Annotated in this window: 11 protein-coding genes; 10 read left to right on the top strand and 1 reads right to left on the bottom strand. The window is 71.5% G+C overall.

Annotated elements, in window-relative coordinates; genetic code table 11:
* Positions 1 to 10: 10 nt before the first annotated feature.
* The 7 genes from WMF43_RS10075 to WMF43_RS10045 all read left to right on the top strand — a co-directional run bounded on the left by WMF43_RS10075 (position 11) and on the right by WMF43_RS10045 (position 7,564).
* Positions 11 to 352 (top strand): hypothetical protein, encoded by a 342-nt coding sequence (locus WMF43_RS10075; RefSeq protein WP_437679278.1) that lies wholly within the window; start codon positions 11 to 13, stop codon positions 350 to 352.
* Positions 353 to 1,507 (top strand): S-methyl-5-thioribose-1-phosphate isomerase, encoded by a 1,155-nt coding sequence (mtnA, locus tag WMF43_RS10070; RefSeq protein WP_437679277.1) that lies wholly within the window; start codon positions 353 to 355, stop codon positions 1,505 to 1,507.
* 65 nt (positions 1,508 to 1,572) lie between these two features.
* A complete protein-coding gene (lipA, locus tag WMF43_RS10065) occupies positions 1,573 to 2,736 on the top strand; it encodes a lipoyl synthase (RefSeq protein ID WP_437679276.1) in 1,164 nt (387 codons plus the stop codon).
* 177 nt (positions 2,737 to 2,913) lie between these two features.
* Positions 2,914 to 3,513 (top strand): tellurite resistance TerB family protein, encoded by a 600-nt coding sequence (locus WMF43_RS10060; RefSeq protein WP_437679275.1) that lies wholly within the window; start codon positions 2,914 to 2,916, stop codon positions 3,511 to 3,513.
* Between the two features lie 236 nt (positions 3,514 to 3,749).
* Entirely contained in the window at positions 3,750 to 4,940 is a 1,191-nt protein-coding gene (locus WMF43_RS10055) for a thiamine pyrophosphate-dependent dehydrogenase E1 component subunit alpha (RefSeq protein WP_437679274.1), read from the top strand.
* A 172-nt stretch (positions 4,941 to 5,112) separates the two neighbouring features.
* Positions 5,113 to 6,087 carry an alpha-ketoacid dehydrogenase subunit beta gene (locus WMF43_RS10050; protein WP_437679273.1) on the top strand — a complete coding sequence of 325 codons (975 nt, stop codon included), beginning with the start codon at positions 5,113 to 5,115 and terminating at the stop codon, positions 6,085 to 6,087.
* 4 nt (positions 6,088 to 6,091) lie between these two features.
* A complete protein-coding gene (locus WMF43_RS10045; RefSeq protein WP_437679272.1) occupies positions 6,092 to 7,564 on the top strand; it encodes a dihydrolipoamide acetyltransferase family protein in 1,473 nt (490 codons plus the stop codon).
* Positions 7,565 to 8,038: 474 nt separating this feature from the next.
* Here WMF43_RS10045 and WMF43_RS10040 read toward each other — a convergent pair whose 3' ends face one another.
* Positions 8,039 to 8,770: a helix-turn-helix transcriptional regulator gene (locus WMF43_RS10040; RefSeq protein WP_437679271.1), complete on the bottom strand. Its 732-nt coding sequence runs from the start codon at positions 8,768 to 8,770 to the stop codon at positions 8,039 to 8,041.
* 55 nt (positions 8,771 to 8,825) lie between these two features.
* Between WMF43_RS10040 and WMF43_RS10035 the strand changes: the two genes are divergently transcribed.
* The 3 genes from WMF43_RS10035 to WMF43_RS10025 all read left to right on the top strand — a co-directional run bounded on the left by WMF43_RS10035 (position 8,826) and on the right by WMF43_RS10025 (position 13,483).
* Positions 8,826 to 9,947, top strand: coding sequence for a DNA alkylation repair protein (locus WMF43_RS10035; RefSeq protein WP_437679270.1), 1,122 nt, complete (start codon positions 8,826 to 8,828; stop codon positions 9,945 to 9,947).
* 483 nt (positions 9,948 to 10,430) lie between these two features.
* Entirely contained in the window at positions 10,431 to 11,579 is a 1,149-nt protein-coding gene (locus tag WMF43_RS10030; RefSeq protein WP_437679269.1) for an SMP-30/gluconolactonase/LRE family protein, read from the top strand.
* 815 nt (positions 11,580 to 12,394) lie between these two features.
* The gene (locus tag WMF43_RS10025) at positions 12,395 to 13,483 is read left to right on the top strand and encodes a hypothetical protein (protein WP_437679268.1); all 1,089 of its coding nucleotides are present in this window, start codon (positions 12,395 to 12,397) and stop codon (positions 13,481 to 13,483) included.
* Positions 13,484 to 13,745: the final 262 nt, after the last annotated feature.

Raw genomic sequence — 13,745 nt, 5'->3', positions numbered from 1 at the left:
GGTCCACATCGTGAGCGGCGACGACGAGAACGAGCGGCAGGGCAAGGGCGGCGGCATCGACCCGGGGCCCGAGATCGCCGCGGTCTTCGACGACCTGGAGACGCTCCTCAAGAACGGCGACGTGGTCGGCGCGCTCACGGTGCGCGGGATCAACGCGAGCCTCGCGCTGCTCGCCGCGGACGCGCTCCGCGCCTACCTCGCGGGCCGCAAGGCGGAGGCGGCCGAGGACTTCGCCACCGTCGCCGAGGAGATCCGCGGCCGGCTCGCGGCGCGCGGCGAGGCCGACGGCGGAGACGGACCGGCCGACGCAGGATCGCAGGGCGAGACCTCACGCTCGAATGGGAGGCGCTGAATGAGCACGAGCTACGAAGGTGAACAGAGATCCCTGGCAAGCGCCGCCGGCGAGGGGGCGCGCGGGGCGCCCCCGTGGGCGCCGTCGGCCGCCCTGTCCGGCGCCGAGTACTCCGCCGTCGAGCTCGCGCAGGGCGAGGACCGCGTGTTCCTCCTCGAGCAGCGCGAGCTGCCCGAGCGCGAGCGCTACCTGACCGTACAAGACGCCGCCGGCGTCGCCGAGGCGATCCGCGCGATGGTCGTCCGCGGCGCCCCCGCGATCGGCATCGCCGCCGCGTACGGCATGGCGCTCGCCGCGCGCGCGGCCCGGGGCGAGGGCGCCGCCGGCTACGCCGCCGCCATGCGGAGCGCGGCCGAGCACCTCGCCTCCGCCCGGCCCACCGCCGTGAACCTCGAGTGGGCGGTGCGGCGCGCGCTCGCCGCGGCCCTGGAGCACGCCGATCGCCGCGGCGAGGAGCGCGCGCGGGAGCTCGCCGAGCTCGCGCGCACCATCCACCGGGAGGACGTCGCCGCCTGCCGCCAGATGGGCCGCATCGGCGCCGCCCGCCTGCCCGAGTCGGGCACGGTCCTCACGCACTGCAACGCCGGCGCGCTCGCCACCGGAGGCTACGGCACGGCGCTCGGCGTGATCCGCGCCGCCGTCGCGGAGGGCAAGCAGCTCCGCGTGCTCGCGTGCGAGACCCGCCCGTACCTGCAGGGCTCCCGCCTCACGGCCTGGGAGCTCCAGCGGGACGGCGTGCCCGTCGAGGTGATCTCCGACTCGATGGCCGCGTGGTTCATGCAGAAGGGCGAGATCGGCGCGATCGTCGTCGGCGCCGACCGCATCGCGCGGAACGGCGACGTCGCCAACAAGATCGGGACCTACGGCCTCGCCTGCCTGGCGCGCCACCACGGCGTCCCGTTCTACGTCGCCGCCCCGTGGAGCACGCTCGACCTCGCGACCGAGAGCGGCGCCGGCATCCCCATCGAGGAGCGGAGCCGCGACGAGATCGCCCTCGTCGGGAGCCGCCGCGTCATCCCGACCGGCGTGCCCATCCGCCACCCGGCGTTCGACGTCACCCCGGCCGAGCTCATCACCGCCATCTTCACCGAGCGCGGCAAGCTCACGCCGCGCGAGATCAGCCGCTCGGTGCCCCCGGCACCTCCGGCCAGCTAGGCGCCGCCCCGCGTTCGCCGCCTCCCCCTCGCGCCCACCCGCTTCATGGGCTAAGGACACCCCTGATGGCGCAGTTCTCGCCCAAGCCCGAGTGGCTCAAGGTCCGCGCTCCCGGCGGCGACACCTACCACCACCTCAAGGAGACGTTCCGCAAGCTCGATCTCCACACGGTCTGCGAGGAGGCGCGCTGCCCGAACGTCGGCGAGTGCTGGCGCGAGGGGACCGCGACGGTGATGCTCCTCGGCGACGTGTGCACGCGCGGCTGCCGCTTCTGCGCGGTCACGACCGGCGACCCGCGCGGCGCGGTCGACGTGCGCGAGCCGGAGCACGTGGCCCGCGCCATCGCCCGCCTCTCGCTCCAGTACGTCGTGATGACGATGGTCAACCGCGACGACCTGCTCGACGGCGGCGCGGAGCACGTCGCCCGCACCGTCCGCCGCCTGCACGCGCTCCGCCCCGACCTGCTCATCGAGACCCTGGTCGGCGACTTCCAGGGGCACATGAGCGGCGTCGACGCGGTGGTCGACGCCGGCCCCGACGTCTTCGCCCACAACGTGGAGGTCGTCCGCCGCATCACGCGCGTCATCCGCGACGTGCGGTCGAGCTACGATCAGTCGCTCGCCGTGCTGCGGCGCGCGAAGGAGCGGCAGCGGCGCCTCGCCGCGGAGGCGGCCGAGAGCGGCGCGCCGGCGCCGCGGCGGCTCACCAAGAGCTCGATCATGGTCGGCATCGGCGAGACCGACGACGAGGTCCTGGAGGCGCTCCGCGACCTGCGCGACGCCGGCGTGGACATCGTGACGATCGGCCAGTACCTGCGCCCGTCGCCGAAGCACGCGCCCGTGCAACGCTTCGTCGTGCCCGAGACCTTCGCCGCGTTCGAGCGGGCGGCGCTCGAGATGGGCTTCCTCTACGCGGCCAGCGCCCCGCTCGTGCGGTCGAGCTACAAGGCCGCCGAGGTCTTCGTCCGCAGCCTGATCGACCGGACGGACGCGGCGCCCGGCAGCGCCGCGGCCGAGGCCGGCGCCCAGGCCGGCGGGGGCCCCGCGGGCGCCGCGCGCGTCGAGGCGCTGCTCGAGGAGCGGCTCGCCGTGGCGCGGCGCGAGGCCGCCCGCCTCTCCGCGGAGCTCGAGCCGGACGAGCTCCCCTCGCTCGGCGACGCCGCCGCGGCAGGGCCGCCGGCCGAGCGCCCGCGCGGGCTCGTCCCCGCGGCCTCGCTCGTCCGCCGGTGAGCGCGCCGTGAACGCCGCAGCGCCGCAGCGCCGCAGCGCCGCAGCGCCGCAGCGCCGCCCCGCGCTGCGTAAAGCGCCCGCGCGGGGCCTTGCGGGGCGCCCGGCGCAGCAAGCGCCTTGACGCTCTCCGGCGATTGGCCGAGCGTGGACGCTACGGCAGGAGGGCCAGACAACGCGATGTCCGCTCCCATCGACAGGCGCCCCGGCGGCGTGGCACCCGGCGCCTCGCGCCCCGGCGGCGTAGTACCCGGCGCCTCGCGCCCCGGCGCGGATTCGCCCCGGGCCCGCGTGGCCTCGATCCTGGCGCAGGCGGCGAGGGCCTACAGCGCTCGACCCCCGATCGAAGACATCACGATGCCCACGGGCTTCGACCCCGCGGCGGTCGCGCTCTTCGAGACGATCATCGAGGCCGCGTTCCTCGTCGCGAACGCCGACGGCGAGTTCGACGCGGCCGAGCGCAAGCGCTTCCAGTCCATCGTCGTGGACGCCTGCCAGAACCTCGTCCACGAAAAGCAGATCGAGGCGCTCCTCGCCGACCTCGGGGAGATGCTCGCCGAGGACGGGACGGAGAAGCGCGTCAGCATGGTCGCCCGCACGATCGCGCGCACCGAGCACCAGCGCGAGGTGCTCCGCGTGGCGGCGTACATGGCGCACGCCTCGGGCGGCGTGAGCGCCCCGGAGCGCGCCGTGCTGGAGCAGCTCGCGCGCGGGTTCAAGCTCGACGCGGCCGCCGTCGACGAGGCGCTCACGCAAGCGGCCGAGCCCGTGGAGGTGTAGCCGGGACATCCGGCCCGCGGCGTGCGGCGCGAAACGTGCGGCGCACGTCGCGCAGCGCGGCGCACGTCGCGCAGCGCGCCGCGAGATGCCCGATGCGTGACATCGCGCACGCCGCGGCGAGTCAAGCGGCAGCGCGATCGCTGCGACGAGTCAACGTCACCTGCAACGCGAATGAGCGAACGCGGCGTCTCGGCACTGGTCTCGGGCAGCGCCTTTGATTAGTGTCCCGCGAGCCGATGAGCACCGCGACGTACTCCACCGACCGCCCGCCGAACGTCTCAGGGGCAAGCCTGGAGCCGCAGGCCGCCGTCGCCCGGCACCCGCTCGACACGTGTGCCGACGACGTCATCAAGGTCCTGCGCGACGACGGCTCGCTCGATCCCGCGCACGATCCGAGGCTCGATCCCGCGGAGGTGATCGCGCTCTACAAGGCGATGGTGCGCGTGCGCGCGCTCGACGAGCGCCTCGTGGCGCTGCAGCGGCAGGGGCGCATCGGGTTCCACATCGGCTCGCTCGGCGAGGAGGCGGCGATCCTCGGCAGCGTGTCCGCGATGCGGCCGCAGGACTGGGTCTTCCCGTGCTACCGCGAGTTCGGCGCCGCGCTCTACCGGGGGCTGCCGCTCCAGCGGTACATCGACAACATGTTCGGCAACGCGAACGACACGGTGAAGGGGCGGCAGATGCCGGACCACTACACCTACCGCGCGGGGCACTTCGGCTCGGTGAGCTCGCCGATCGGCACGCAGATCACGCAGGCCGTCGGCTTCGCGTGGGGCGCGAAGCTGAAGCGCGAGGATCTCGCGACGCTGGTCTACTTCGGCGACGGGGCGACGAGCTCGTCGGACTTCCACAACGCCCTGAACTTCGCGGGCGTGTTCAAGGCGCCGGTCGTGTTCTTCTGCCGCAACAACGGCTGGGCGATCAGCGTGCCGACCGAGCGGCAGACGGCGAGCAACACGTTCGCGGGCAAGGGCGCCGCGTACGGCGTCCCGGGGGTCCGGGTCGACGGCAACGACCTGTTCGCGGTGGTCAAGGTGACGCGCGAGGCGGTGGCGCGCGCGGCGCGCGGCGAGGGCCCGACGCTCATCGAGGCGATGACGTACCGCCTCTCGGGCCACTCGACGAGCGACGACCCCAAGGCGTACCGCCCCGACGCGTGGCTCGACCCCTGGCGGCGGCTCGACCCGCTCGCGCGGCTGCGGGGCCACCTGGAGCGGACCGTGGGCTGGACCGAGGCGCAGGACCGCGAGATCGAGGCGGCGCTCGAGGCGGAGTTCAAGGCGTGCGTCGCGGTCGCGGAGAAGACGCCGCCGCCGCCGCTCGAGTCGATGTTCGAGCACGTCTACGCGGAGCCGCCGTGGCACCTGGTCGAGCAGCGGGAGCAGCTCAAGGCGGGCCCGAGGCCCAAGGGCCACGGCGAGCGCTAGGGCCGCGCGGGCGCGGCGCGGCCGGCGGGCTCGGCGTCCACGTCGATCCCGCCGGGCGGCGCCGGCGCGGACGGGCCGGCGCCGCGGGCGGCGCGAAGCGGGTGCACTGGGAGCGGGGGCGCCCGAGGAGTCTGTCTTCCCGCCCCTTGGTCGAGAGACGGAGACGAAGAGCATGCCTCAGATGAACATGGTCCAGGCGATCAACGACGCGCTACGCCACGAGATGCGGCGGGACGCGCGGGTCGTCGTGCTGGGCGAGGATGTCGGCAAGGTCGGCGGGGTGTTCCGCGTGACCCAGGGCCTGTTCGACGAGTTCGGGGACGACCGGGTGATCGACACGCCGCTCTCGGAGGGCGGCATCGTCGGCGCGGCGATCGGCATGGCGCTCTACGGGCTCGTGCCGGTCCCGGAGATCCAGTTCGCGGACTTCATCTACCCCGCGTACGACCAGATCGTGTCCGAGCTGGCGAAGTACCGGTACCGCTCCGGGGGCGAGTACCCGTCGAAGCTGGTCATCCGGACGCCGGTGGGCGGCGGCATCCGCGGCGGTCATTACCACTCGCAGTCGCCGGAGGCGCAGTTCATCCACGTGCCGGGCCTGAAGGTGGTGTGCCCGTCGAACCCGGCGGACGCGAAGGGGCTCTTGCTCTCGTCGATCCGGGATCCGGATCCGGTGCTGTTCTTCGAGCCGAAGCGCATCTACCGCGCGGCGAAGGGCGACGTCCCGGAGGGGGACTACACGGTCCCGCTCGGGCAGGCCAAGGTGGTCCGGCCGGGCTGGCACGTGACGCTCGTCGTCTGGGGGGCGATGCTCTACGAGGCGCTCGACGCGGCGAACCAGGCGGCCGCGCAGGGTGTCGAGTGCGAGGTCATCGATCTGCGGACGTTGTGGCCGCTCGACATCGACACGGTGATCGAGTCGGTGAAGCGGACGGGGCGGTTCATCGTGGTGCACGAGGCGCCGAAGAGCTGCGGCCTCGGGGCCGAGCTCGTCTCGCTGGTGAACGAGAAGGCGTTCCTTCACCTGGAGGCGCCGCCGCTCCGGATCACGGGCTTCGACACGCCGTTCCCTTACACGCTCGAGAACGAGTACCTCCCGCTCTCGCATCGTATCCTTCCGGCGATCCTCGAGACGGCGAGGTACTGACGAGATGGGCAAGTACGAGTTCAGGCTTCCGGACATCGGCGAGGGCGTGACGGAGGGGGAGATCGTGACCTGGCTGGTGTCGCCCGGCGACGTGGTCGCCGAGGATCAGCCGATGGTCGAGGTGATGACCGACAAGGCGACGGTGACGATCACGTCGCCGCGGGCGGGCAGGATCGTCGAGACGCGGGGCAAGGTGGGCGGGGTGGTCCCGGTCCACTCGGTGCTCGTGGTGTTCGATCTCGACGACAAGCCTGCCGGGGCGCAGCCGCCCGCGTCGCCGTCCTCCGGCATGGGGATGAGGCATTCCGCCGCGAAGGCCGCCGAGAGGGCCGCGGAGCCTGCGGCCACGGCGGTCGGCGACATCCGGGAGGATCTTCCGGGGATGAACCTCGTGGCGCCGGCCCCGGCGGCGTGGACGAACGGCAGCGTGCCGTCCGCGGCGGCGGCTTACTTCAACGAGAAGCCGCTCGCGACGCCGGCGACGCGCAAGCTGGCGCGCGATCTCGGGATCGACCTGCGGCGGGTTCCGCCGACGGGTCCTGGGGGGCGGGTCACGAAGGACGACGTGCGGGCGCACGAGGCCCCGGAGGAGGCGCCGGCGGTGGCCCGGCCGGCCCCAGCGGCGGCGCCCCTGGCGGCGCCGGCGAGGGAGCTTTCGGCGCCGAGGAGGGCGCCCCCGGGGCCCGCCGCGGGCGTGGAGGAGCACGCGGCGGGCGCTGCGGCCGAGGTGCTGGACGAGGGGGAGCGGCGCGGGGTGCCCGTCGCGGCCGCCCCGGGCGACGAGCGCATCCCGCTCCGCGGCGTGCGCAAGCGGATCTTCGAGGGGATGGCGCGGTCGAAGCACACGGCGGCGCACTTCACGTTCGTCGAGGAGTGCGACGTCTCCGCGCTGAAGGAGCGCCGGGCGCGCCTCAGGCCGCTGGCCGAGAAGGCGGGGGTCAAGCTGACCTACCTCCCCTTCTTCGTGAAGGCCGCTGTCGCCGCGCTGAAGAAGCACCCGATGCTGAACAGCGCGTTCGACGAGGCGACGCAGGAGATCGTCGTCAAGAAGAGCTACCATATCGGCATCGCGTCGGCGACGGAGGCGGGGCTCATCGTGCCGGTCGTGCGCGACGCGGATCGCCGGAGCGTGCTCGATATCGCGCGGGAGATCGCGCGGCTCAGCGAGGATACCAAGGCGGGGAAGGTCAAGCCGGCGGATCTCGGGGGGTCGACGTTCACGATCACGTCGCTGGGGCAGCAAGGTGGGCTGTTTGCGACGCCGATCCTGAACTTTCCCGAGGTCGCGATCCTGGGGATCCACCAGATGAAGCAGAAGCCGGTGGTGCGCGACGGGCAGATCGTGATCGGGGATGTGATGCTGCTATCGCTGTCGTTCGATCACCGGATCGTCGACGGTCATGTGGGGGCGGCGTTCGCGTACGAGATCATCGGGTACCTCGAGGATCCGGATCGGCTGTTTCTCGAGATGAGCTGAGCGAGTCCCCTCCCCCCTTTCGTCTCCCCTCTTTCGTCTCTCGTCTTTCATCTCCCCTCTTTCGTCTCTCGTCTCTCGTCTCTCGTCTCTCGTGCACGTCTTCGTGATCGTGATCGTGATCGTGATCGTGATCGTGATCGATTCGTTTCGCCGTTTTCCGAGCCTACCATCTCCTCTCCACGCTGCCTGTTCGTCTTCCAACAATTCGCTGGCGTGCGTCTGCTCGATTCACGAAGATTCGACGTCTGACGCCTATTCCTCGAACCACGGGCCGTTGCGCTTCAGTTCATCACGTGTCTGTGGATGCGTTGCTGCACGGTGATGTCACGCATGAATATCGATCACGATCACGATCACGAAGACGTGCACGAGAGACGAAAGACGAAAGACGAAAGACGAAAGACGAAAGACGAAAGACGAAAGACGAGAGACGGATGACGGATGACGGGAGGTGGAACGGCGCCGCCCGCGGCGTCACGTCGCCGTGAGCGGACGCCAGCGCTCGCGATCGGGGAGCTGAGCATCGACCAGCGCTGGATCCGGTCTGAACTGGATCTCGTTCAGCAACCGGGGCCGCGCGATCCGATCCATACGAAACGTCCTCGGCTCGCCCTTGTCTACGTCGCGCGCGACCACGTACCAGACCGGAGGCTCGACCAGGAGCCCGTGCGGCTCGACCCTCCGGTTCGTCGCGCGGCCCTCGCGGTCGATGTAGGCGAAGCCGAGCCCGATGCCGCCCGTGAAGGCGCGCTCGAACAGGCGAAGCAGCTCCGGCGGCGGCGCGCCGGCCCCCTCGCGCACGCGCGGGCTCGCCGGCGGCCCGACCACGACGCGACGGCACATCGTCCGCAGCGCCCGCGCCTTCGCCGGCGGAAGGCTCCCGAGCAGCTTGGCCATCCCCGAGCGCGCGCCGTCGCTCCACGGCAGATCGCTCGCCAGCCGCGACAGCCGCGCCGACAGCCACAACGACGCGACCTCCTCGGCCGACAGGTGGACCGCGGCCACCCCGCGGCCCCCCTCCAGCCGCACCCCTCCGCCGGGGCCGGGCTCGCCGGTGATCGGCATGCCGCGGTCGCGCAGCAGCGCAAGATCCCGGTGGATCGTGCGCGCGGTGACGCCGAGCTCGGCGGCGAGCGCGTCCACGCTCGTCCCCTCGCGGCCGCGCAGGAGGTCCACGAGATCCATCAGCCGATCGGCGCGCGACATCCATGACAGATTTCGTCAGGGTCTCCAGGGATACAAGCGGAACCAAGGAGACAGCATGGCCACGCCGCTCAAGCTCTTCTTCGACCACGACCTCGTCGCCGCCATCGCCGCCGAGCTGCGCGGGGCGCACCGCGGCTTCGACGCGCGCGGGTTCGCCGCCGCGGCAAAGGACGGCCTCGACGCCCTCGAGCTGACCGCGCGCGCCCGCCACATCGCGGAAGCGATGCGCCGCTTCCTGCCCGCGCGCTTCGCGGACGCCGCGGCGATCCTCCGCGCCTCGCTGCCGCCGCCGCGCGAGCACCGAGGCGGCGAGCCGGCGGGCGACCCGATGGCGCCCTTTCGCTACCTGCCCCACGTCTTCTACGTCGCCGAGCACGGCCTCGACGACTTCGAGCCGGCGATGCAGCTCCAGTACGAGCTGACCCGCCGCTTCACGGCGGAGTTCAGCGTCCGCGCCTTCCTCCTCCGCCACCCCGAGGCCACGTACGAGCGGCTCTCGGCCTGGGCCCGCGACCCCGACCCCGACGTCCGCCGCCTCGTCTCCGAGGGCACACGGCCGCGGCTGCCCTGGGCGCCGCGCCTGCCCGCCTTCCAGCGGGATCCCGCGCCGGTGGTGCGCCTCCTGGAGCTCTTGAAGGACGCGCCCGAACGGTACGTCACCCGCTCGGTGGCCAACAACCTCAACGACATCGCCAAGGACAACCCGGAGGTCACCGTCGACGTCTGCCGGCGATGGTCGAAGGACGCGACGCCAGAGCGGCGGTGGCTGATCCGGCACGCGCTGCGCTCGCTGGTGAAGCGCGGGCACCGCGGGGCGCTGGAGGTCAGCGGCTTCGCCGCGGCGCCCGCGGTGCGCGTCGACGCCGTCGACCTGCCGCGGCAAGCCGCGCTCGGCGAGCGGCTCCGCTTCGCCTTCGATCTCAGGAGCACCGCCGCGGCGCCGCAGCGCCTGCTCGTCGACTTCGTGGTGCACTTCATCAAGGCTCGAGGCGGCGCCGCCCCGCGCGTCTTCAAGCTGCGCGCCGTCGACCTGCCCGCGGCCGGACGCGCCCGGCTCGCCGCCTCCGTGTCGCTGGAGGACCTCACCACCCGCCGCCACTACCCGGGCCGGCACCGGATCGAGGCGCTCGTCAACGGGGTGCCGTTCCCGCTCGGCGCGGTCGACGTGCGCGGCTGAGGAGCGCCCGGCCGACGAGGCGCGGTCGGGTTACGCCCGTTACAGCTCGACGACGGCGCCGTCGAGGCGGGTGGTCGCCGTAGCTGAGCAGGATGAGGGCCGCTCGGAGTGAGAGAAAAGTGGATGTCCGCGCTGGCGTGCTGTCCGGGGGCTCACTTCCGCGCTCGGGTGCCGGGAAAGGTGTCCTGGTGCTGAAACACGAGGAAGAGAATCCTGGTGGCGCTCACGCATTAACCGCCGTATCCGCCGATCTGCACAGGCCTGCTCCACGCGATCGGTAGGCTCCCGGCGTTCCGCCCGGGATCAGCGAGCGCGCCGCCGGGAGCCGCGATGTCCGGTGCGGGCCAGGCCGGCCACGCCGGACGTGAAACTTTGAATGCTCGTCGCATCGATGGATTGCGCAGAAACGGCGGTGCGAGCCCGCGGGCGCCCGGGGCGTGTGGTAAAGGTGCGATCTTGTCATTTTGCAGGAGGTGCTTGCTCATGAAAACCAGGTCTTCTCTCGTGCTCTGGGGAATCTTGTGCGCCGCGGCGAACGGGTGCGGCGACGGCGGCGAGCCGCTCCCTCCGGAGGGCGGGGGCGGCTCGTCGACCGGCGCAGGAGCGGGCGGCCCGAGCAGCTCCACCGGAGACGTGGCGGCCACGACGACGAGCGGCACCACGAGCGCCGGCGGCGGCGCCGGCGACCCCGGAGGCAACGGCGGGGGCGGCGGTGACGGCACAGGCGCGGGCGGCGGCGGCGACGGCGGGTCGAGCGTCTGCCCCGGCGGGCCGTACGCGGCCGACCCGCTGCCGGCGAACGGCAGGGCGCAGCTCGTGCAGGGCGGATTCGACTACGTCGAGGGGCCGGTCTGGGTCGCCGAGCTCGGGGCGCTGCTCTTCTCGGAGATCCATCTCGAGATGGAGAACCAGCCTCCCCTCAACGGGCCGCGGGCGACGATCCACAAGCTCACGCCGCCCGGCGCGATCGAGGTGTTCATCGAGGGCAGCTCGACCAACGGGCTGGGCATCGACGGCGATGGAGGCCTCATCGCCTGCACCCACGACACGCGGAGCGTCTCCGTCTTCGACCTCGTCACGAAGCAGCGGCGCCCGGTGGCCGAGCGCTACATGAACAAACGGTTCAACTCGCCGAACGACGTCGTCGCGCGGAGCGACGGCAACGTCTACTTCACCGATCCCGATTTCCAGCTCAGCGGCACATCGGAGCTGCCGATGGCGGTGTACCGCGTATCGCCGTCGGGCGAGGTGAACGTCGTCGACACGCTGGAAAGCCCGAACGGCATCGCGCTCTCGCCGGACGAGGGCGTGCTCTATGTCGACGATTATTACGGCGGCCGGATCAGGAAGTACACGCTGAGCCCCGACGGATCGACCGGCCCCTCGTCCGAGCTCGCCGCGAACCTTTCGCGCGCCGACGGCATGGGCGTGGACTGCGCGGGCAACCTGTATGTCGCCTGGCGCAACGGCGTCGAGATCGTCGCGCCGAACGGCGAGCGGCTCGGCACGATCGCGGGGGTAGGCTCCGCGTCCAACGTCGCGTTCGGCGGGGCCGACAGGAAGACGCTCTACATCACCGCGGGCGGGTCGCTCTACTCCATCGGGATGAACATCCCCGGATACCCCTACTAATAAGGAGGACACGCCGGGCGCGGCGAGGAGCACGCCGGCGCGCCCCCTTCCCCGGGCAGGAAGCCGCTCGCCCCGCGGGCGCCGCGCCGCACGCGCAGCGCGTGTGCCCCGCGCACGCGCAACACCGACGGACGTGGCGGCTCGCCTGCCCTCGCCATCCGTCCGTCAGCTGGATTCACCCGCATTGAAGCTGCTCTTGTAATTTTTCATTGAACAGCTCGGCGGCCCGTGGACCTCCCGCGCGCCCTGCGGTGAACATGGGCCGCTCGACGTGTTCGACCTCCTTTCGACCTCGAGGTGTGATCACATCGGACCCTTCCGGGAATTCTGCTCAGCCACTTGTCAGCCAAGAGGCGGCTCGTCTCGTACGAGCCCATTGTACTTCTTTGCCGTCGCTGCTGCCCTGTACACGGCAACGTGCGGCGGATCGGCTTCAGAGCGTCCGGGTGACCGGGTTCGGCACATCAAGGGAACAGTCGAGTCGAGCAACCCTACTTGCCTCAGCGGTCCGATGACTTGCGATCACGCGCCGCAGCGCGACGCGCGGACCTGGTCCACCTGGGGATGCTGCGCCAGGGGTCCATGGACTGGGCTCCGATCCCCACCACGGTCGATTCGAGTGAACTCACCGTCAGGGTACCATCCCACCAGCGGAGGATAACTACATGAGGGCAGGAAGATGGGATCGACTCGGGTTCGATCTTCCACGCTCCACACCGTCATGCTTTAATGTTGCCGTTCTTGGGAAGATGCTGCCTGTTCTGCGCCTTGTCGGCCGGACGGACAGGTCATCGACCACCTGAGGAGAGCTGCTTATGAGCAAGGAACGAGATACCGAGACCCAGGACCCGTCGTGCAGGGTCGTTGACCGGCGGCAGGCCCTCCTGGGGCTGGGGGCGATCGCCATCACCGTGTCGTGCGGCGATGGGGGCGAGTCGGAGCCGGACCCCGGCGGGAGCGGCACGGGGAGCCCTGCGGGCTCCGGGGCCAGCGGGACCACCGGCTCGGGCACGGGAGGCGCGGGACCTGGCGCCAGCACCACGGCAGGCCCCGGCTCGGGCGGCGCGGGACCTGGCGCCAGCACCACGGCAGGCTCGAGCGGCTCAGGTGCAGGGGGCGCGGGAGGTGGTGACGGCGGCGGCGACGCCCTGGTCGCGCCGCCGTTCGAGAACGTGCCGACGTGCAGGGCGCTCAACAAGACGGACGGCGCCGGTCAGGGTCCCTTCTTCATTCACGAGCTCGAGAAGGACGACGACGTCTCCCTGGTCCGGCAGGACATTCGTGGTCGCTACAATGAGGATGCAGAGCCCGGCGTGGAGATGCAGCTCCACCTGCGCGTGCTCGACATGAGCAAGCCCGACTGCGATGGCAGGGGCGTCGGCCTGGCCGACGTGGACGTCTACATCTGGCACACGGACGGACAGGGGTTCTATAGCGGCTTCGGGGCCAGGGGCTCCGCCAACGAGCAGAACCCCGACGCGCCGTACGCGGGCAGGCCGAACCAGAACAACCTCGACACCACGGAGCGTTTCTGTCGCGGCGTGCAGACCACGGACGCAGACGGTGTCGTCTCTTTCCGAAGCATCTTCCCCGGCTGGTACAACGGCCGCGACGTTCACATCCACTTCGTCTGCTTCAAGAAGGGATCTACGTCGAGGGGTCGCGTGAATTATCAGGGTGGAGACCACATCTTCACGACGCAGTTCTACTTCGAGCCCGAGTTCACCGACTCCGTTCATACCACGTACGAGCCGTACAAGGCGCGCACCACCGGCAACCTGGCGAACTACTACGCAGGCGCCATCAAGGCCGACGAGGCGAACAACAGCGGGCTTCGTGCCAAGGCATGGATGGAGGGGGACGTCGTGGTCGCGCAGATGCAGATCGCCGTCAACCCGACGTAAATATCCACCGCTCCGCGGCGCGCGCCGCCCCCCTCGCGCGCGTCTCCCCCCGAACGCACAACGCAACGCGTCGCCCCCGCCCTGGGTCCTTCAAGACCGCCGTGAGCGGAAGCGCGGTGTCGCTTGGACCCCCGCGCGAGCGCCCGGGAGCACGATCTGCACATTCGTGATCAGAAGCGTGCTGGTCGGGAATATACCCTTAGCCCCGATCTGGCGTTGGGGTCGGGGCCTCGCCCTGATTCAAAATTCTTTCTTGGCGAGA

The organism is Sorangium sp. So ce131 (genome assembly GCF_051519095.1).
Taxonomy (GTDB): domain Bacteria; phylum Myxococcota_A; class Polyangia; order Polyangiales; family Polyangiaceae; genus Sorangium.
This window is presented reverse-complemented; position numbering and strand designations above follow the sequence as displayed.